Source organism: Streptomyces sp. NPDC037421, assembly GCF_055602105.1.
The window spans coordinates 196,511-216,247 of the sequence record NZ_JBVJWV010000011.1; the positions used below are offsets into that span (position 1 = coordinate 196,511).

Consider the following 19,737-nt stretch of genomic DNA (forward strand, 5'->3'; position numbering starts at 1 on the left):
CGACCCTGATCCGCCGGACACCCCTAAGCCGTGGCCCCGATGCGCTCCAGCGCGTCTTGCGCCCCGTACGGCTGGAGGTACGGCATCCACCGCGGGTCCCGGTGCCCCGTGCCGATGATCCGCCAGGCCAGTCCCGACGGCGGAGCCGGCTGGTGGCGCAGGCGCCAGCCCAGTTCCAGCAGGTGCCGGTCCGCCTTCACGTGGTTGCACCGCCGGCACGCGGCGACCACGTTGTCCCAGGCGTGCTGGCCTCCCCGGCTGCGCGGGATGACGTGGTCCACGCTCGTGGCGACGGCCCCGCAGTACATGCAGCGGCCGCCGTCGCGGGCGAACAGCGCGCGGCGGGTGAGTGGAACGGGCCCCCGGTAGGGGACCCGCACGAAGCGCTTGAGCCGGACCACGCTGGGAGCGGGGACGGCGCGTGTCGCGCTGTGCAGGAAGGCGCCCGATTCCTCCAGGGAGATTGCCTTGTTCTCCAGGACGAGGACGAGCGCGCGGCGGAGCGGTACGACGCCGAGGGGCTCGTACGACGCGTTGAGGACCAGGACGTGCGGCACGGACTGCCTCCTTGTACGCCGGCGGCGCGTGGCTCGCGCCGGGACGATCTGCTCTCAGTCTCCCCTTACGGCTGGTCGAAGCGCCACCACGCGCCGGTAACGGGCCCGGGGTGTTTTCAACCACACTCCCTTTCATCCCCAGGTGAGTCCGGTCTCTCCCTCGAACAACGCAACGAGGTCGGTCCCGTGCCCCGTTAGTGTGGATGGCCTGCCCGCACTGTCAGCACGACGACCGTTCCGCGGGCGGACCGCTATGCCCTGGAGGTTCCCGCCGTGCCCTCGCCCGCCACCCTGCTACCGAAGGCAGCGTCCACCACCGACGACGCCGCCGAGAGCGTGACGAACGCCGCGAGCTTCGTCGAGGAGAACTGGGCCACCTGGCTGAGCATCGGTCTGCGGATCCTGCTGATCATCGTGATCGCGGTGGCGCTCCGTACCGTGGTCCGCAAGGCCCTGACCAAGCTGATAAGCAGGATGAACTCCAGCGCGGAGGCCGTCGAGGGCACCGCGCTGGGCGGGCTGCTGGTCAATGCCGAGCGGCGCCGCCAGCGCTCGGAGGCGATCGGCTCCGTACTGCGTTCGGTGTCCTCGTTCCTGATCCTCGGTACGGCCGCGCTGATGGTCCTGGCGGCGCTCAAGATCGACCTGGGGCCGCTGCTGGCGAGTGCCGGTGTGGCCGGTGTGGCGATCGGTTTCGGTGCCCGCAACCTGGTGACGGACTTCCTCTCCGGCGTGTTCATGATCATGGAGGACCAGTACGGCGTCGGCGACAAGATCGACGCCGGGGTGGCCTCCGGCGAGGTGATCGAGGTGGGCCTGCGCGTGACCAAGCTGCGCGGCGACAACGGCGAGATCTGGTACGTCCGCAACGGCGAGATCAAGCGCATCGGGAACCTGAGCCAGGGCTGGGCGACCGCGGGCGTGGCCGTGCAGGTCAAGCCGACGGAGAGCCTCGCCCACATCCGCGAGGTGGTCCAGGAGGTCGCGGACACCCTGGCGAAGGAGACCCCGTGGGACGAGCGCCTGTGGGGCCCGGTGGAGGTGCTGGGCCTGGACGAGGTGCTGCTGGCCTCCATGACGGTGAAGGTGTCGGCGAAGACCATGCCGGGCCAGCAGTTCGCGGTGGAGCGCGAGCTGCGCTGGCGGATCAAGGACGCCTTCGACGCGGCCGGCATCCGGATCATCGGCGGCGCACCGGCCCCCGGCGAGGACGAGGCGGCCCCGGCCGACACGGCGGCGGCCGTCGCGGCGCCCTCGGCCCTGGCCAACCCGGCCTCGCCGCAGTCCCTGGCCACCGCCCCGATACCGCAGGCGCCCGCGCCGGGGGTCCGGCTGCCCAAGCAGTAGGGCCCGCCGCCCTCGCCCCCACCCAACCCGCTGCCCCGCCGGTCGTTTCCGGCGGGGCAGCGGCATTGACACACCTCGGAAGCCAATAGGAAACTTACCTAACAGTTCTCCTCGGTGAGGGAGGGACCCCGCCATGCCCGCCGCCACTCCAGGAACACCCAGCCTGCTGCGCGCCATGAACGACCGCGCCGCCCTGGAGCTGCTGCTGGCGCACGGCCCCCTGTCCCGGACCCGGATCGGACACCTCACCGGACTCTCGAAGCCCACCGCCTCCCAGCTGCTCGCCCGGCTGGAGGCAGCCGGGCTCGTCGTCGCCACCGGCACCGACGGCGGCCGCCCCGGCCCGAACGCCCAGCTGTACGCGCTCAACGCCCGCGCCGCCCACGTCGGCGGCCTCGACGTGACCCCCGACCGGGTGCTCGCCGCCGTCGCCGACCTGACCGGCACCGTGGTCGGCGGCTTCGAGCTCCCCTACACCGAGGGCGCCGACGCCGTCGGCCAGGTCACCCGGGCCCTCGGCGGGGCCCTGGAGGACGCCGGGCTGGCCCTGCCCGACCTGCACCGCCTGGTCATCGCCACCCCCGGCGCCTTCGACCCCCGCACCGGGCGGCTGCGCTACGCCAGCCACCTCCCCGGCTGGCACTCCCCCACCCTCCTCGACGAGCTGGCCGCGGCCCTGCCCCTGCCGGTCGAGTACGAGAACGACGTGAACCTCGCCGCGGTCGCCGAGCAGCGCCTCGGCGCGGCCCGCGGCCACGAGGACTTCGTCCTGCTCTGGAACGAGGAGGGCCTCGGCGCCGCCCTCGTCCTCGGCGGGCGGCTGCACCGCGGCTGGACCGGCGGCGCGGGCGAGGTGGGCTTCCTGCCCGTGCCCGGCCACCCCCTGGTACGCCAGGTCGCCCGGGCCAACAGCGGCGGCTACCAGGAGCTGGCCGGCGCGCAGGTGCTGCCCGCGCTCGCCGCCGCGGCCGGACTCGGCCCCGGCTCCGCCCCCGACACCCCGCACGCCGCGCAGGTGGCCGCCGGGGCAGAGCTGCTGCGGCGGGCCGCCGCCGCGCCGGAGGGAGCCCGCCTGGCCTTCCTCCGGTCGTACGCCACCGCGCTCGCGACCGGTCTGGCCTCGCTGGTCGCCGTACTGGACCCGGAGATCGTGGTCCTGTCGGGCGCCCTGATCACCGCGGGCGGCGACCCGCTGCGCGCCCTGCTGGAGGACGAACTCGCCGAACTGGCCCCCTCCCGGCCGCGGCTGGTCACCGGCGAGGTGCGCGAGCACCCCGTGCTGCGCGGCGCCCTGGAGAGCGCCCTGGCCGCCACCCGCGAGGAAGTCTTCGACACCTCCCGCCCGTAATCCGCCCACGGCAGCCCCGTAACCCGCCCACCGCAGACCCCTCCCGCCGGAGCGCCATCCCGCCGCGGACCTCCCGCAACAGCGCCCCGGCACCCCTCATCCGGAGTTCTCCCCCAGAGAGCGAGCACCACCATGCCCCGAGCCGCACGCCTGACCACCACCGCGGCCGCCCTTGCCGCCATATCCGTACTCGCCACGGCCTGTACCAGCCAGAGCGGCGCCACCGCCGCCGACGACCCGAAGGCCGACGTCACCATCAGCTTCTGGCACGGATGGTCCGCCCCCTCCGAGGTCAAGGCCATCCAGGACAGCATCGCCCGCTTCGAGAAGGCGCACCCGAACATCAAGGTCAGGGCCACCGGCAACATGACCGACGCCAAGATCAACCAGGCGCTGCGCGCGGGCGGGGACAAGGCCCCCGACGTGGTCTCCTCCTTCGCCACCGACAGCGTCGGCAAGTTCTGCAACTCCGGCGCCTTCGCCGACCTGGGCCCCTTCCTGGAGAAGTCCGGGATCGACAAGGCGAAGGTCTTCCCCGCGACCCTGCTGGAGTACACGCGGTACAACGGCAACCAGTGCACCCTGCCGCTGCTGCACGACGCGTACGGCCTCGTCTACAACAAGACCGCGTTCGCCGCCGCCGGGATCACCGAACCGCCCGTGACGTGGAGCCAGTTCGCCGAGGTCGCGCAGAAGCTCACCAAGCCCAAGGGGGATTCGTACGAACAGCTGGGCGTGATGCCCACCTTCCACGGCTACGAGACCACCCCGATGCGGCTGGCCGCGCAGTGGAGCCCCGCCTACTTCACCGCCGACGGCAAGTCGAACCTGGCCGGCGACCCGGGCTTCGCGAAGATGCTGACCGTCCAGAAGGACCTGGTGTCCAAGCTCGGCGGCTACGAGAAGCTGGAACGATTCCGCGCCGGCTTCGGCGACGAGTGGAGCCCCGAACACCCCTTCCACAAGGGGCTCGTCGCCATGCAGATCGACGGCGAGTGGCGCCCGGCCATGGCCAAGGCGGCCGGCGTCCCCTTCGAGATCGGCACCGCCCCGCTGCCCGTGCCGGACGACCAGCGGGCCGACTACGGCAAGGGCTACCTCTCCGGCACCATCATGGGCATCTCCTCCGCGAGCCGGAAGCAGAACGCCGCCTGGGAGCTGGTGCGGTACATGACCACCGACACCGAGGCCGTCGTCGCCTTCGCCAACGCCATCCACAACGTGCCCTCCACACTGGCCGCGCTCGGCTCCCCGCAGCTCCAGGTGACCCCCGAGTCGAAGACGTTCCTCGACATCGCCCGGCACCCGAAGTCGAACACCACCCCCGCCCGGGCCGACGGCGGCGCCTACCAGCTGACCTTCCAGGACTTCGCGTACGCCGTCGAGAAGGGCGACGTCCCCGACCTCGCCGCCGGGCTCGCCAGGACCGACCGGCAGATCGACACGGACATCGCGAAGGCCGAGTAGCCCCCGATGACCCCTGCCGCGAACGCCCCGAACACCGCCGCCCTGCGGGCCAGGCACCGGCGCTCCGCCCTGCGGACCCTCGCCTTCCTGTCGCCCTGGCTGATCGGCTTCGCCGTCTTCTTCGCCTACCCGCTGCTGTCCACCGTCTACTTCTCCTTCACCCGCTACGACGGCTTCCGGCCCCCGGTCTTCAACGGCCTGGAGAACTGGAGCTACGTCTTCACCGACTATCCGCTCTTCTGGCCGGCCATGCGCAACACCCTGTGGCTCGTCGTGGTCATGGTGAGCTGCCGGGTCGTCTTCGGCCTCGGCGTCGGACTGCTCGTCACCAAGGTCAAGACCGGCGCCGGCCTCTTCCGGACCCTGTTCTACCTGCCCTACCTGGCCCCGCCGGTGGCCGCGACCCTCGCCTTCGTCTTCCTCCTCAACCCCGGCACGGGCCCGGTCAACACCCTGCTGGACGCCGCCGGGCTGCCCGCGCCCGGCTGGTTCACCGACGCCGGCTGGTCCAAGCCCGCGCTCACCGCCCTGGCCCTGTGGGGGGCCGGCGACCTGATGGTGATCTTCATGGCCGCGCTGCTCGACGTACCGAAGGAGCAGTACGAGGCCGCCCAGCTGGACGGGGCCGGGGCCTGGGCCCGCTTCCGGCACATCACCCTGCCGAACATCTCCCCGGTCGTCCTGTTCGCCGTGGTCACCGGGGTCATCCAGGCCATGCAGTACTACACGCAGCCGACGGTCGCCTCGAAGGCCGCCGCCGGGGTCATCGGCGGCTCCGGCCAGCAGGCCGAGCCTGGCTACCCCGACAAATCCATGCTGACCCTCCCCCAGACGGTCTACCACCTCGGCTTCCAGCGCTTCGACTACGGCTCCGCCTGCGTCCTGGCCCTGGTGCTGTTCGCCCTCTCCATGGCCTTCACCGCGCTCCTGATGCGCCGGCGGGGCGGACTGATCGGAGCCGGTGACCGATGACCGACGTACGCCGCCACCGCCGCAAGGCCGTGCTGCACTGGATCGGGGTGCACTCCCTGGCCGTCGCCGCCGCCCTGTTCTTCGTCCTCCCCTTCGTCTTCGTCCTCCTCACCTCCCTGATGAGCGACCAGCAGGCACTCACCCGCGAGCTGTGGCCGCGCACCTGGGAATGGGGCAACTACGCGCAGGTCTGGCACACCCCCGGCTTCCTGACCTGGTGGCGCAACTCCCTGCTGTACGCGGGGCTGGGGACCGTACTGACCGTGGCGTCCTCACTGCCCGTCGCCTACGCCCTCGCCAAGTTCCGCTTCCGCGGACGGCGGCTCGCGCTGCTCCTGGTGATCGCCACGATGATGCTGCCGCCGCAGGTGGCCGTCATCCCCATGTACCTCTTCTGGGCGAAGCAGCTCGACCTGTCCGGCACCCTGTGGCCGCTGATCGTCCCGCTGGCCTTCGGCGACGCCTTCGCCGTCTTCCTGCTGCGGCAGTTCCTGCTGACCATCCCCGACGAGTACCTGGACGCGGCCCGCGTCGACGGCTGCGGCGAGGTGCGCACCCTGCTGCGCGTCGTCCTGCCCATGGCGAGGCCCGCGATCGCGGCCGTCGCCCTGTTCCAGTTCTTCTACGCCTGGAACGACTACTTCGGCCCGCAGATCTACGCCTCGGACAACCCGGCCGCCTGGACGCTCAGCTACGGCCTGGAGTCCTTCAAGGGGGCGCACCACACCAACTGGAACCTGACCATGGCGGCGACGGTGCTCGTCATGGCCCCGGTGATCGTCCTCTTCTTCTTCGCCCAGAAGGCGTTCGTCGAGGGAGTCACCCTGACAGGAGTGAAAGGCTGATCCCGATGAAACTCGCAGTGGTGGGCGGCGGTTCCACCTACACGCCCGAACTGGTCGACGGCTTCGCACGGCTGCGCGACACCCTGCCCGTCAGCGAACTCGTACTGATCGACCCCGCCGCCGAACGGCTGGAGCTGGTCGGCGGCCTGGCCCGGCGGATCTTCGCCCGCCAGGGCCACCCGGGGCGCGTCACCACCACCTCCGACCTGGACGCGGGCGTGGCCGGCGCCGACGCGGTGCTGCTGCAACTGCGCGTCGGCGGGCAGGCCGCCCGGCTCCAGGACGAGACCTGGCCGCTGGAGTGCGGCTGCGTCGGCCAGGAGACCACCGGCGCGGGCGGGCTCGCCAAGGCCCTGCGGACCGTCCCGGTGGTCCTCGGCATCGCCGAACGGGTCCGCCGGGCCGCCCCCGACGCCTGGATCATCGACTTCACCAACCCGGTCGGGATCGTCACCCGGGCCCTGCTCCAGGCCGGGCACAAGGCCGTCGGACTGTGCAACGTCGCCATCGGCTTCCAGCGCAAGTTCGCGAGGCTGCTGGACGTGGCGCCCGCGGAGGTCCACCTCGACCACGTCGGCCTCAACCACCTGACCTGGGAACTCGGGGTCCGGCTCGGCGGCCCGGACGGCGCCGACGTGCTGCCGCGGCTGCTGGCCGAGCACGGGGACGCCGTCGCCGCCGACCTGCACCTGCCGCGCCCGCTGCTGGACCGGCTCGGCGTGGTGCCCTCGTACTACCTGCGCTACTTCTACGCCCACGACGAGGTGGTCCGGGAGCTCGGCGAGAAGCCCTCGCGGGCCGCCGAGGTCGCCGCGATGGAGCGGGAACTCCTCGCCCTGTACGGGGATCCCGCGCTCGACGAGAAGCCCGCGCTGCTGGCCAAGCGGGGCGGGGCCTTCTACTCCGAGGCCGCCGTGGACCTCGCGGCGGCCCTGCTGGGCGGCGGCGGCCCGTCCGTACAGGTGGTCAACGCCCGCAACGGCGGCACGCTGCCCTTCCTGGCCGACGACGCCGTGATCGAGGTGCAGGCGCGGGTCGACGGCGACGGCCCGGTACCGCTGCCCGCGCCCCGGCTCGACCCCCTGTACGCGGGGCTGGTCGCGCACGTCAGCGCGTACGAGGACCTCGCGCTGGACGCGGCCCTGCGCGGCGGGCGCGAGCGGGTCTTCAAGGCCCTGCTGGCCCATCCGCTCGTCGGGCAGTACGACCTGGCCGACGGGCTGGCCGACCGGCTGCTCGCGCACAACAAGGAGCACCTGCCGTGGGCGTAGCCGTCCCGCCCGCCTGCGCCGTCGTCGCGATCGACGCGGGCAACAGCAAGACCGACGCCGCGTTGGTCGCCGCCGACGGCACGGTCCTCGGCACCGGGCGCGCCGGGGGCTTCCAGCCGCCCGTGTCCGGTGTGGAGGCGGCCGTGGACGTCCTCGCGGAGGCCGTCGCCGGGGCGGCGGCGGCCGCCGGGCTGCCCGGGGTGCCGAGGGCGGACCGGGTCTCGGCCTGTCTGGCCAACGCCGACCTGCCGGTGGAGGAGCGCCGGCTCACCGAGGCGGTGGCGGCGCGGGGCTGGGGCGCGGCCACCGAGGTGCGCAACGACACCTTCGCGATCCTGCGGGCGGGCGCGGACGGCCCGCTCGGGGTCGCCGTGGTCTGCGGGGCGGGCATCAACTGCGTGGGCATGCTGCCCGACGGGCACACCGCCCGCTTCGCCGCGCTGGGGCAGATCTCCGGGGACTGGGGCGGCGGGGGCGGCCTGGCCCAGGAGGCCCTGTGGTGGGCGGCGCGCGCCGAGGACGGGCGCGGCGGGCCGACGGCCCTGGCGGCGGCGCTGCCCGGGCACTTCGGGCTGGCTTCGATGGCGGCGCTGATCGAGGCGCTGCACCTGGGGCCGCTGGACCGGGGGCGGCTGCACGAGCTGGTGCCTGTGCTGTTCGCGGTGGCCGCGGCGGGCGACGCGGTGGCGGCGGCGCTGGTGGAGCGGCAGGCCGAGGAGGTGGTGGCGCTGGCCTCGGTGGCTCTGGAGCGGCTCGGGCTGCTGGAACGGGAGGTGCCGGTGCTGCTGGGCGGCGGCGTGCTCGCCGCCCGGCACCCGCGGCTGAACGGCCGGATCGAGGAACTGCTGGCGGTCCGCGCCCCCCTGGCCCGGGTGTCGGTGGTCACGGCCCCGCCGGTGCTGGGGGCGGCCCTGCTGGGCCTGGACGCGCTGGGCGCGCCGGCCGGGGCGATGGCGAGGCTGCGTGCCCGATTCGGGTGAACCCGCGCCGCCGGAGCGTACGTCTGGAACCACCGGGGCCGCTGCGGCGTATTCACGTTGAAGGGTGACAGGGGGAAACCGCAGGGGTAGGAGCCGGGGGGGGGCGGCGGCCGGCCGGTCCGGGAGGGGGATCGTCCAAGATCGGGCACCGGGTGCTGTGGCCGGGCGCCGCTACGGCCATACTGCTGCGGAGCAGAGGGACCGAGGGGGAGGTCACGGTGGCCATCACGACACGCGCGTCCGCGCCCGGGGGCGGTACCTCCGGGGCGCCCGCCGGACCGGCCGGGAGACCGTCCGCGCCGCCGGGGCGCAGTACCGCCTGGGCCGAGGGCGTGGAGCGGGTGCGCGCCGCGGCGACGACCGAGCCGGGCCGGCTGCGGATCATCGGCGCGGTACTGGCCGCCCTGGTCGTGCTGTTCGGCACGGTCGCGGTGTGGGAGGTGTCCGGCCGGGTCACCGCCGCGGAGGACGTGGTGGGGCGCAGCCAGCCGCTGAGCGCGGACGCGGCGAGCATCTACCGGTCCCTCGCCGACGCCGACACGGCCTCCTCCAGCGGCTTCCTCGCGGGCGCCCAGGAACCCCGGGAGGTCCGCCAGCGCTACGAGAAGGACATCGCGAACGCCTCCCGGCTGCTGGTGAGCGCGGCCGCCAACACCGGGGCCGGCGGGGAGTCCCGCAAGGAGATCGCGCTGCTCGGCGAGCAGTTGCCCCGGTACACCGGTCTGATCGAGCAGGCCCGCGCCACGAACCGGCAGGGCCTGCCGCTGGGCGGCGCCTACCTGCGCTACGCCAACGAGCAGATGAGCACGGTGCTGCTGCCCGCCGCGCAGCGGCTGTACGAGGCGGAGACGGGCCGGCTGTACACGGACTACGACGAGGCCCGGTCCTGGCCGGTGGCGGCGACGGGCGCGGGCGTGCTCGCGCTGGGCGCCCTGGTGTGGGCGCAGCGGCGCAGCTACCGGCGTACCAACCGGGTCTTCAACCACGGGCTGCTGGCGGCTTCGGCCGCGGCGGCGGTGGTGCTGCTGTGGCTGACGGTCGGGCAGTCGGTCGCGCGGGCGGGGCTGGGCGAGGCCAGGGCCGACGGCCAGGAGTCCCTGAAGGTGCTCAACGACGCCCGGATCGCCTCGCTCCAGGCGCGGGCGAACGAGAACCTGACGCTGATCGCACGGGGTGCCGTACTGGCCGAGGACAAGAAGTCCGACAAGTACGACGTGGACTACGAGAAGAACATGAAGCAGCTCGACGCCGGGCTGGCGCGGGCGCTGCGGCTGGCCGACGACGGCAGCGGCCGGGAGCCGGTCTCGAAGGCCGTCGAGGGTGTGGCGCAGTGGAAGCAGCGGCACGCGGCGGCGCGGGACGCCGACATGAAGGGCGACTACGAGCAGGCCCTGCCCCAGGTCATCGGGGACGAGAAGCACAAGGACAGCAGCGGGGCCTCGTTCGACACGGTGGACGCCTCCCTGGAGCGGGCCGTGGCCCATGAGCAGAAGCAGTTCACCCTGGCCGCCCGGGACGGCCTCGGCGCGCTGGGCGGGCTGGTGACGGGCTCGGCGGTGCTGGCGGTCGCCGGCGCGGCGGCGGCCCTCCTCGGCATCGGTCGCAGGCTTTCGGAGTACAGGTGAGATCGATGCGGATACGAGGGACACGGCCGGAGCGGCAGGAGCCGTACGGCACGGGGACGCCGGAGCGGGCCGGGTGCGGCGCGCCGCGGCCGTCCGGCGCGGCCCGGGTGCGGCGCGCGGCGGGCCGGCTGCGGGGCTGGGGCGGGGTGAGCGCGATGGCCGCGGCCTGCGCGGTGACGGCGGCGGCGGTGCTGCTGCCGCTGGCCGGGTCCTCGCCCTCCGGCGGGTCCGGGGTGGTCCACGAGCCGGCTTCGGTGGCGGTGGTCCCGTACGCGCCGGCCGACACCTGCCAGGACCCGGAGGCGAGTCTGCGCCCGTCGGGGCTGGACGGCCCGGCGATCGAGCGGATCCGCAAGGCGGGCAAGCTCGTGGCGGGCGTGGACCAGAACAGCTTCAAGTGGGGCTACCGCAATCCGGACGGCCACCTGGACGGTTTCGACATCGACCTGGTCAAGGCCATAGCGAAGGACATCCTGGGCAACGAGGACCTGGTCATCTACCGGGCGATCCCGACCAGCCAGCGCGTCCCGGCGCTCCAGGAGGGACGGGTCGACATCGTGGTGCGGACCATGACGATCAACTGCAAGCGCCTGGAGGACGTCGCCTTCTCGACGGCCTACTTCGAGGCGGGCCAGCAGGTGCTGGCCCCCAAGGGTTCGCCGATCACCGGGTACGACGCCTCGCTGAAGGGCCGCCGGATCTGCACGGCGGCCGGTTCCACGGCGGAGGCGGCCCTGAAGTCCCAGTCGTACGGGTCGGTCGGGGTGTCGGTGGCGAACCAGCTGGACTGCCTGGTGCGGCTCCAGCTGGGCGAGGTGGACGGGATCATCACGGACAACGCGCTGGCCGCCGGGCAGGCGGCGCAGGACCCGTCGGTCCAGCTGGTCGGGGCGCCGTTCACCCGCGAGTTCTACGGGGTGGCGATGAACAAGGACGCCTCCGACCTGGTGCGCAGGGTGAACAAGGTGCTGGAGAACTACCGGGCGGGCGGTGACCAGAGCCCGTGGGCGACCTCCTACAAGAAGCACTTCGAGGACGTCCTGCCGAAGGCGAGCGTGCCGCCGGCGCCCAAGTACCGGGACGGCTGAGGCCCATGGCGGATTCGGAGCGGTACGTGAGCGAGCGGAACGGGCTTCATGCGGGCGGTGCCCATGCGGGTGAGTTCCGTGCGGGCCGGCCGGGAACGGGGTCCGCGGTGATGGACCGGGACGACGTGGACCGTGCGCTGGCGCGCCTGGGCGCGGAGCACGAGGCCGTCGAGACGTCCCTGCTCGCGCTCCAGGACCATGCGGGCCGGCGGCTGCTGGAGGGGGCCGCGCTGCGCGGGGTCACCAAGGAGCGGTGGGCCGCCGCGGACGCGTCGGTGACCCGGCTGTGGACGTACTTCGACGCGTACAGCGGGGCGCTCGCCGCCGCCCGGGAGATCCGCGAGCGGCGCCGCTGGCCCAGCCGGGAGGACCTGGCCGAGCTGACGGAGCGGCTGCGCGGGCCCGGGGTGACGATCGCCGGGGCCGGGGTGGAGGGCGTGGCGCTGGCGGAGCGCTTCTCGCTGGCCGAGCTGGTGTCCCGGATGAACGAGCTGTACGCGGCTTCCCTGGACGTGGTGGTCGCCGCCGACGCGGTGTGGTCTGCGCTGCCCGCGCGGATCGACCTGCTCGCCGCCGAGCTGCACCGCACGCGTTCGCTGGCGCACTCGGTGGGGGTCCGGCCGGGCGAGCACCCCTCGGGGGACGACCTGGAGGAGATCACCGCCGAGCTGGCGGAGCTGCGGGAGGCGGTGATCGCGGACCCGCTGGCCTTCTGGGTGGCGGTGGCGGGGAGTTCCGCCCCGGGCGGGGGCCGTCCGGACACCGCCCGCTACGACCGGGCGGCGCGCGCGCTGGACGACGTACGGCGTGAGGTCGAGGCGGTCCTGACGGTCCGGCAGGACGCGGAGCAGCGGCTGATCGCGGTGCGGGACCTGCTGTCGCGGGCCGACCGGACCCTGGCGGAGGCGCGGACGGCGCGCGGCGAGGTGCTGGCGAAGATCGCGGCGTCGGAGGTGCCGGCGGTCAGCGGTCCGCCGACGGCCTTGCAGGAGCAGCTGGCGGCGGCGGCCGAGTACCGGCGGCGGTCGCAGTGGCACCGGCTGTCCCCGCTGCTCGACGCGCTGGAGGACCGGGCCGAGGAGGAACTGCGGCGGGCCCGTGAATCGTTGACCGCGGTGACGGCTCCGCTGGCGGTCCGTGCGGAGCTGCGCGGGCGGCTCGACGCGTACAAGGCGAAGGCGGCCCGGCACGGGCTGGCGGAGGACCCGCTGCTGATCGAGCGGTACGACGCGGCCCGGCGGATGCTGTGGAGCGCGCCCTGCGACCTGCGGGCCGCCGAGCAGGCGGTGTGGCGCTACCAGCAGGCGACGGCGGAGGCGCTGGCGCCGCAGGACCACCGGCCCGAGCGGCCGGGGGAGGAGGAGGCATGAGCCTGATCGGATCGCCCTGCCTTCGTCCCGGCTGCCCGGGGGCGTACGAGGACATGGGCGGCGGCGAGGTGTACTGCGACACCTGCGGGCTCGCGCCGGTGGGTGCGGTCGCGGCGGGCGCGGAGGAGCTGGTGTCACCGCCGACGGGGATGACGAGCGCCGCCCGGCAGGGCGACTCCCGGGGTTCGGCGGGTTCGCACGGCTCGGGGCGGTCCTCGGCGTCGGCCCGCTCGTCGCGGTCCTCGCGGTCCTCGTCCTCGCGGCGTTCGGTGTCGGGGCGGCTTTCGCGCTCGCTGCCCGGGTCCGCGTCCACCCGGTCGGTGTCGGTGCGCAGTTCGGGCTCGTCGTCGTCCTCGTCGGGGCGCAGCCGGCTGGGCGCGGGGCTGGTCAGCGTCCCACTGGTGCCGCGTCCGGATCCTTCGGCGGCGGTGCTGGAGAACCCGGAGGTGCCGGAGCGCAAGCGGTTCTGCTCGCGCTCGGACTGCGGGGCTCCGGTGGGCCGGGCGCGCGGGGACCGGCCGGGGCGTACGGAGGGCTTCTGCACCAAGTGCGGGCACCCGTACTCCTTCGTGCCGAAGCTGCGCGCCGGGGACGTGGTGCACGGCCAGTACGAGGTGGCGGGCTGCCTCGCGCACGGCGGGCTCGGCTGGGTCTACCTGGCGGTGGACCGTGCGGTGTCGGACCGGTGGGTGGTGCTCAAGGGCCTGCTCGACACCGGGGACCAGGACGCGATGGAGGCGGCGATCTCCGAGCGGCGCTTCCTCGCGGAGATCGAGCACTCGAACATCGTGCGGATCTACAACTTCGTGGAGCACCTGGACCAGCGGACGGGTTCGCTGGACGGGTACATCGTCATGGAGTACGTGGGCGGCAAGTCGCTGAAGGAGATCGCCAACGAGCGGCGGCGGCCGGACGGGCGGCGCGATCCGCTGCCGGTGGAGCAGGCGTGCGCGTACGGGATCGAGGCCCTGGAGGCGCTCGGGCACCTGCACAGCCGCAACCTGCTGTACTGCGACTTCAAGGTCGACAACGCGATCCAGCAGCAGGACCAGCTGAAGCTGATCGACATGGGCGCGGTGCGGCGGATGGACGACGAGGAGTCGGCCATCTACGGCACGGTGGGCTACCAGGCGCCGGAGGTGGCGGAGCTGGGGCCCTCGGTGGCCTCGGACCTGTACACGGTGGCGCGCACCCTGGCGGTGCTGACGTTCGACTTCCAGGGCTACACGAACGTGTTCGTGGACTCGCTGCCGGATCCGGAGCACATCGAGGTGTTCCAGCGGTACGAGTCCTTCTACCGGCTGCTGGTACGGGCGACGGATCCGGATCCGGGACGGCGGTTCGCCTCGGCGCAGGAGATGGCGGACCAGCTGACGGGTGTGCTGCGGGAGGTGGTCTCGCTCCAGACGGGCCGGCCGCGGCCGTGGCTGTCGACCCTCTTCGCGCCGGAACTGCGGGTTCCGGACACCGAGCTGTACGAGGACGCGCCGGGGACGGAGGTGTCCCGGCTGGGCGTGCGGTCCGTGACCTCCCGGCGGGGCGGGTCCCTCTTCGGCCGGCGGCGCGGCGGCGCGGCCGGCGCCCATGGCGAGGCCGTTGCCGGAGCCGGGGCGGCGTCGGAGGCCGCCGCCGTGGCCCCGGGTGGGGCCGGGGCTGCCGGCGCGCCCGGGAGCGGGGCGGTGTACGCGGGCCTGCCCGGTGCCGCCTCCGCGCCCGTTCCGCCCGTCGGCGCCGGGGCGTTGCCCGCGCTCGGGACCACCGCCACGCACGTGGCCGGGGCCCCGGTGCCCGGGCCCCGGCAGGCAGCGGCGGCCCCCGCGCAGTCGTTCGCACCGCTCCCGGCGCCCCGTACGCCCGCGCCGGCCACGGCGGGGCTCGCGGTGCTCGACGCCCGTGACACCGCGCTCGCCCTGCCGGTGCCGCTGGTGGACCCGGCCGACCCCAATGCAGGCTTCCTCGCCGGACTGCTCGCCTCCGCGCCCGCCGACCTGCTGGGCGCACTGGGCGCGGCCCCGGCCGACTCCGCCGAGCTGCGGCTGCGGGAGCTGCGCGCCCGGCTCGAACTGGGCGAACTGGCCGTGGCCGCCGACGCCCTGGCCGAGCTGGAGGCCCGTCATCCGGACGACTGGCGGGTGGTGTGGGCGCGCGGGATCGCCTCCCTGGCCACCGGGGACGACGAGATAGCGGCCCTGTCCTTCGACGCCGTCTACGACGCCTTCCCGGGCGAGCCGGCGCCGAAGCTCGCGCTCGGGCTGTGCGCGGAGATCCTGGGCCAGCTGGACAACGCCGCCGAGTACTACCGGCTCGTCTGGATCACCGACCCGGGCTTCGTGAGCGCGGCCTTCGGGCTGGCCCGGGTCCAACTGGCCGCCGGCGACCGGGAGGCGGCGGTGCGCACCCTGGAATCCGTACCGGAGGCGTCGATCCATTACACCGCCGCACGGGTGGCGGCGGTACGGGCACGCCTGCGCGACCGGTCCCCGGGCGAGGAGCTGCTGGCCGACCTCGCGGCGGCTTCCGACCAGGTGGAGGCGCTGCGGCGGTTCGGCCTGGACCCGGAGCGGCAGGAGCGGCTGGCGACGGAGGTTCTGGGCTCCGCCCTGGACTGGGTACTGTCGGGCAGCCGGGGTGCCGACCCCGGCCGGACCTCGCTGCTCGGCTGTCAACTGGACGAGCGGGGGCTGCGCTTCGGCCTGGAACGCTCCTACCGCGTCCTCGCCCGGCTGGCGCAGCGGGGCGAGGAGCGGATCGAACTGGTGGAACGGGCAAACCGTTTCCGTCCCCGGACGTGGGTGTGAGTGATGTCGATGCATCGGCTGTCGGGCTGCCCCAGCTGCGCGGAACCACTGGAGGAGGGTGACCGTTTCTGCGGCGTGTGCGGATACGCCCTCTCCGCCGCGCCCCCGGACGCGGATCCCACCCCGACCCTCCCGGTCACCCCGGCCACGGGCGCGACGGTCCGAGCGGGTCACGAGCCCCCGGCGGCCCCACCGCTGGCTCCGGCCCCTGCCCCGCCGGCTCCGGCTGCGGCTCCGGCTCCGGCTCCGGCTCCGGCCGCGGTGACGGCGCCCGGCTGGGAGGCCGGCTGCGGCGCCCCGGCGGGCGGGGTCCCGGCCGCGCCCGGCGCCGAGCCCGAGCCCGCGCCCGTCCCGGCCGGGGCCGCTTACTCCGCCCCCGGCTACGGCGGGACTCCGGCCGGGTACGGCGTGCCCGCGCCCGGCTGGGAGGGCGAGCCCGGCCCGGCCGCCCCCTGGGCCTCCGCCGCCACCGGCCCCGAGGAGCCGTACGCCGGCAGCCCGCAGGAGCCCCCGTACGGCTCGGCCCCGCAGGGCACCGGCGGGGTTCGCCACGACCCGCCCGGCACCGGGGGCGAGGAGCCTTGCGCGGCCGCCCCGCAGGAGGACCCGTACGCGGCCGCCCCGCAGGAGAACCCGTACGCCGCCGCCCCGCAGGGCGACGGCAGGACCTGCGTGGCCTGCCGCGCCGGGCACGTGGACACCGACGGGTACTGCGAGCACTGCGGCCACGCGCAGCCCCGCGAGCGGGACCACCTGGAGGAGGAGCTCTGCAGCGTCGCCGCCGTCAGCGACCGCGGCCTGCGCCACCACCGCAACGAGGACTCCTTCGCCGTGTCGGCCACCGCCCTGCCCGACGGCTCCGCCGCGACCGTCGCGATCGTCTGCGACGGCGTCTCCTCCGCCAGCCGCCCCGACGAGGCCTCGGCCGCCGCCGCCGGCGCCGCCAACGAGTCACTGCTCGAAGCGCTTCCGCGCGGCGCCGACCCGGTGGAGGCCATGCACGGGGCGATCCTCGCGGCGGCCGCCGCGGTGACCGCGCTCGCCCCGCCGGCCCCCGGCGCGCAGAACGCCCCCGCCTGCACGCTGGTCGGAGCCGTCGTCAGCGGCGGTGTGCTGACCATCGGCTGGGTCGGCGACAGCCGCGCCTACTGGGTGCCGGACGACCGCGCCGCCCTGGCCCGCCGGCTCACCGAGGACGACTCCTGGGCCGCGCAGATGGTCGCGGCGGGCCTGATGGGCGAGGCCGAGGCCTACGCCGACGTCCGGGCCCACGCCATCACCGGCTGGCTCGGGGCCGACGCCTACGACCTCGAACCGCACACCGCCAGCTTCAGACCGGACCACCCCGGCGTGGTGGTCGTCTGCACGGACGGCCTGTGGAACTACGCCGAGTCCGCTCGGGAGATGGCGCAGGTCCTGCCCGCGGACGCCGCCGACCGGCCGCTGCACAGCGCGCAGGTCCTGGTCGGGCACGCCCTGGACGGGGGCGGCCACGACAACATCACCGTCGCCGTCGTGCCCTTCGCCGGCCCGGCGGAAGCACCGCCGCAGGCCCCCGCGGAAGCGCACGCGGGACCCGAAGCGGAACCCGAAGCGGAACCGCAGGTCCGTCCCCGGGCCTGACCGCCTGCCCCAGCCAGCCCGGAGGAGGAGACCGACCGATGGCGAACTTCGCCAAGCCGAGCGCACCCCGCTTCAGCGTGGAGGTGTACCAGAACGAGTTCCTGCCCGAGGGCGGTCGGGACGTGCACGCCATCGTGACGGTCACCTCCACCGGCGGAGCCACGGCCACCGCCGCGCACGCGCCCGGCGGCCAGGACGCGGCCGTCGTGATCATGGTGGACTGCTCCGGGTCCATGGAGTACCCGCCTGACAAGATGCGCGGCGCCCGCGAGGCGACCGCCGCCGCGATCGACACCCTGCGCGACGGCACGGCCTTCGCCGTGATCGCCGGAACGCACGAGGCCAGGGAGGTCTACCCCGGCCAGGGCGGCCTCGCCACCGCCGGGCCCGCCACCCGCGCCCAGGCCAAGGAGGCCCTGCGCGGCCTGCGGTCGGGCGGCGGCACGGCCATCGGGACCTGGCTGCGGCTCGCCGACGGCCTGCTGCGCCGGACCCCGGCGACGATCCGGCACGGCATCCTGCTCACCGACGGCCGAAACGAGCACGAGGACCCGGCCGTGCTGCGCGCCACCCTCGACGCCTGCGCCGGCCGCTTCACCTGCGACGCCCGCGGGGTGGGCACGGACTGGGAGGTGAAGGAGGTGACCGGGATCGCGAGCGCGCTGCTCGGCTCCGCCGACATCGTCGCCGATCCGGCCCATCTCGCCGAGGACTTCACGCGCATGATGGAGCAGGTCATGGGCAAGGAGGTCGCGGACGTCGCGCTGCGCCTGTGGACCCCGGTCGGCTCGGAGGTCCAGTACGTCAAGCAGGTCTCGCCCTCCGTCCACGACCTGACCGGCCGCCGCACCGAGGCGGGCCCGCGCGCCGGCGACTACCCGACCGGCTCGTGGGGCGACGAGTCCCGCGAGTACCACGTGTGCGTCCGGGTGCCGGGGGCCTCCGTGGGCCAGGAGATGCTGGCCGCCCGTGCCTCGCTGGTCCTGCCGGGGCCGGACGGCGAGCCGCGGCCCCCGCTCGCGCAGGGACTGGTCCGGGCGGTGTGGACGGACGACCTGGCCGCCTCGACGGCCATCAGCCCGCAGGTGGCGCACTACACCGGGCAGGCGGAGCTCGCGGAGGCTATCCAGCAGGGCCTGGAAGCCCGCAAAATGGGCGATGTCGACAGCGCGACGGCGAAACTGGGCCGTGCCGTGCAGTTGGCGAGCGCCTCCGGGAACGCCGACACCGCCAAACTGCTCGCGAAGGTGGTGGATGTCGTGGACGCGGTGGCGGGTACTGTGCGGCTGAAGGCGAAGGTCGCCGATGCCGACGAGATGACCCTTGAAACGCGTTCGACGCAGACCGTCCGAGTGAAGAAGACCTGAGAAGAAGCCTGACGCGATGACGCAGGAAAAAGGGGGAAACGCCGCGATGCCGACCTGCCCGAACGGCCACCAGTCCGCCTCCGACGACTGGTGCGAGGTCTGCGGCCTCCGCATGACCGCCCCCGCCGGCGCCGCCTCCGCCGCCCCCTCCTACGGCTACGGCTACCCTCCCACCGGCGGGGAGCCGACCGCCCAGGCCGAACTGTGCCCGCAGTGCCGGACCCCGCGCGAGGCGATGGCCCCCTTCTGCGAGGAGTGCCGGTACAACTTCCTCACCCGCTCGGCGACCCCGTACGCCGCCGAGCCCGCACCGGGCGCGGGCCAGAGCGCCGCCGGGCCCGGCACCGGAGCGGTGGCCACCCCGCCGCCCCCGCCGCCGGCCCCGCCCCAGCCGGTGTTCTCCCAGGACCACTTCGAGTACCAGGGCTCCCGCCCGTCGCGGGTCAACCGCCCCGCGGAGCCGCTCCAGGGCGAGGACGACTGGCTGCTCCAGCCGCCCGCGCAGGAGCAGCCCGTACAGCCGCCGGTGCAGCCCGTGCCGCAGCCCGAGCACCAGCAGCCGCCGCAGCCCGAGCCCTTCGCGGCCCCGGACCGGAACGGCAGCACCTCCTGGTCGGCGACGATCGGCCCCGACCGCTCGTACTTCATGGCGATGATGCAGCGCAGCGGTCCCGAGGCCGCCGCGCTCAACCTGCCCGCGTACTCCCCGGAGCTCCACCTCCCGCTCTCCGGCGGCCAGATCACCATCGGCCGCCGCCGCGCCTCCACCGGCGAGTCCCCGGACATCGACCTGTCGGTTCCCCCGGAGGACCCGGGCGTCTCCCACCAGCACGCGGTGCTCGTCCAGCAGCCGGACCTGACCTGGGCCGTGGTCGACCAGAACTCCACCAACGGCACCACCATCAACGGCGGCGAGGACCCCATCCAGCCGTACGTGCCCGTGCCCCTCGCCGACGGCGACCGCGTCCACGTCGGCGCCTGGACCACCATCACGGTCCGCCGCGGCTAAGGGCTGTCTCTCGACCTCGGTCCCTGCCGCGGCCACTGGTCCCCGGCTGCGCCGCTGGAGCAGCACCCGG

At 74.4% G+C, this 19,737-nt stretch carries 15 protein-coding genes; 14 read left to right on the forward strand and 1 reads right to left on the reverse strand.

The features are described from left to right. Positions 1–23: 23 nt before the first annotated feature. A complete protein-coding gene (locus ACZ7IF_RS18865) occupies positions 24–557 on the reverse strand; it encodes an HNH endonuclease (protein ID WP_388938867.1) in 534 nt (177 codons plus the stop codon). 273 nt (positions 558–830) lie between these two features. Between ACZ7IF_RS18865 and ACZ7IF_RS18870 the strand changes: the two genes are divergently transcribed. The 14 genes from ACZ7IF_RS18870 to ACZ7IF_RS18935 all read left to right on the forward strand — a co-directional run bounded on the left by ACZ7IF_RS18870 (position 831) and on the right by ACZ7IF_RS18935 (position 19,667). After that, on the forward strand, positions 831–1,904 hold the full coding sequence (locus tag ACZ7IF_RS18870) for a mechanosensitive ion channel family protein (protein ID WP_470972458.1): 1,074 nt from the start codon (positions 831–833) through the stop codon (positions 1,902–1,904). 133 nt (positions 1,905–2,037) lie between these two features. Further along, entirely contained in the window at positions 2,038–3,252 is a 1,215-nt protein-coding gene (locus ACZ7IF_RS18875; protein ID WP_470972460.1) for an ROK family transcriptional regulator, read from the forward strand. 132 nt (positions 3,253–3,384) lie between these two features. Beyond that, entirely contained in the window at positions 3,385–4,719 is a 1,335-nt protein-coding gene (locus ACZ7IF_RS18880; protein ID WP_470972462.1) for an extracellular solute-binding protein, read from the forward strand. Between the two features lie 6 nt (positions 4,720–4,725). After that, positions 4,726–5,691, forward strand: a complete 966-nt coding sequence (locus ACZ7IF_RS18885; RefSeq protein ID WP_470972464.1) for a carbohydrate ABC transporter permease — start codon at positions 4,726–4,728, stop codon at positions 5,689–5,691. After that, on the forward strand, positions 5,688–6,536 hold the full coding sequence (locus ACZ7IF_RS18890; protein WP_470972466.1) for a carbohydrate ABC transporter permease: 849 nt from the start codon (positions 5,688–5,690) through the stop codon (positions 6,534–6,536). Before ACZ7IF_RS18885 ends, ACZ7IF_RS18890 begins: the two co-directional genes overlap by 4 nt. Positions 6,537–6,541: 5 nt before the next feature. After that, the gene (locus ACZ7IF_RS18895; protein WP_470972468.1) at positions 6,542–7,807 is read left to right on the forward strand and encodes a 6-phospho-beta-glucosidase; all 1,266 of its coding nucleotides are present in this window, start codon (positions 6,542–6,544) and stop codon (positions 7,805–7,807) included. Further along, positions 7,798–8,787, forward strand: coding sequence for an N-acetylglucosamine kinase (locus tag ACZ7IF_RS18900; protein WP_470972470.1), 990 nt, complete (start codon positions 7,798–7,800; stop codon positions 8,785–8,787). The genes ACZ7IF_RS18895 and ACZ7IF_RS18900 overlap by 10 nt, the downstream gene beginning before the upstream one ends. Before the next feature lie 218 nt (positions 8,788–9,005). Further along, the gene (locus tag ACZ7IF_RS18905) at positions 9,006–10,412 is read left to right on the forward strand and encodes a hypothetical protein (RefSeq protein WP_470972472.1); all 1,407 of its coding nucleotides are present in this window, start codon (positions 9,006–9,008) and stop codon (positions 10,410–10,412) included. Next, positions 10,409–11,500, forward strand: a complete 1,092-nt coding sequence (locus ACZ7IF_RS18910; RefSeq protein WP_470972474.1) for a glutamate ABC transporter substrate-binding protein — start codon at positions 10,409–10,411, stop codon at positions 11,498–11,500. The genes ACZ7IF_RS18905 and ACZ7IF_RS18910 overlap by 4 nt, the downstream gene beginning before the upstream one ends. Positions 11,501–11,610: 110 nt before the next feature. Further along, positions 11,611–12,870, forward strand: a complete 1,260-nt coding sequence (locus ACZ7IF_RS18915; protein WP_470972476.1) for a hypothetical protein — start codon at positions 11,611–11,613, stop codon at positions 12,868–12,870. After that, complete coding sequence (locus tag ACZ7IF_RS18920; RefSeq protein WP_470972478.1) at positions 12,867–15,668, forward strand: serine/threonine-protein kinase; 2,802 nt, start codon at positions 12,867–12,869, stop codon at positions 15,666–15,668. Before ACZ7IF_RS18915 ends, ACZ7IF_RS18920 begins: the two co-directional genes overlap by 4 nt. A 9-nt stretch (positions 15,669–15,677) precedes the next feature. Next, positions 15,678–17,291: a protein phosphatase 2C domain-containing protein gene (locus ACZ7IF_RS18925; protein ID WP_470972531.1), complete on the forward strand. Its 1,614-nt coding sequence runs from the start codon at positions 15,678–15,680 to the stop codon at positions 17,289–17,291. A gap of 38 nt (positions 17,292–17,329) precedes the next feature. Continuing rightward, complete coding sequence (locus ACZ7IF_RS18930; protein WP_470972480.1) at positions 17,330–18,658, forward strand: VWA domain-containing protein; 1,329 nt, start codon at positions 17,330–17,332, stop codon at positions 18,656–18,658. A 46-nt stretch (positions 18,659–18,704) separates the two neighbouring features. Continuing rightward, complete coding sequence (locus ACZ7IF_RS18935; protein ID WP_470972482.1) at positions 18,705–19,667, forward strand: FHA domain-containing protein; 963 nt, start codon at positions 18,705–18,707, stop codon at positions 19,665–19,667. Positions 19,668–19,737: the final 70 nt, after the last annotated feature.

What these genes read in the sequence shown, in the direction of transcription:
- ACZ7IF_RS18880 (WP_470972462.1), top strand. Translation starts at nt 3,385, where the DNA reads ATGCCCCGAGCCGCACGCCTGACCACCACCGCGGCCGCCCTTGCCGCC.
- ACZ7IF_RS18935 (WP_470972482.1), top strand. Translation starts at nt 18,705, where the DNA reads ATGCCGACCTGCCCGAACGGCCACCAGTCCGCCTCCGACGACTGGTGC.
- ACZ7IF_RS18930 (WP_470972480.1), top strand. Translation starts at nt 17,330, where the DNA reads ATGGCGAACTTCGCCAAGCCGAGCGCACCCCGCTTCAGCGTGGAGGTG.
- ACZ7IF_RS18920 (WP_470972478.1), top strand. Translation starts at nt 12,867, where the DNA reads ATGAGCCTGATCGGATCGCCCTGCCTTCGTCCCGGCTGCCCGGGGGCG.
- ACZ7IF_RS18885 (WP_470972464.1), top strand. Translation starts at nt 4,726, where the DNA reads ATGACCCCTGCCGCGAACGCCCCGAACACCGCCGCCCTGCGGGCCAGG.
- ACZ7IF_RS18925 (WP_470972531.1), top strand. Translation starts at nt 15,678, where the DNA reads ATGCATCGGCTGTCGGGCTGCCCCAGCTGCGCGGAACCACTGGAGGAG.
- ACZ7IF_RS18895 (WP_470972468.1), top strand. Translation starts at nt 6,542, where the DNA reads ATGAAACTCGCAGTGGTGGGCGGCGGTTCCACCTACACGCCCGAACTG.
- ACZ7IF_RS18875 (WP_470972460.1), top strand. Translation starts at nt 2,038, where the DNA reads ATGCCCGCCGCCACTCCAGGAACACCCAGCCTGCTGCGCGCCATGAAC.
- ACZ7IF_RS18890 (WP_470972466.1), top strand. Translation starts at nt 5,688, where the DNA reads ATGACCGACGTACGCCGCCACCGCCGCAAGGCCGTGCTGCACTGGATC.
- ACZ7IF_RS18915 (WP_470972476.1), top strand. Translation starts at nt 11,611, where the DNA reads ATGGACCGGGACGACGTGGACCGTGCGCTGGCGCGCCTGGGCGCGGAG.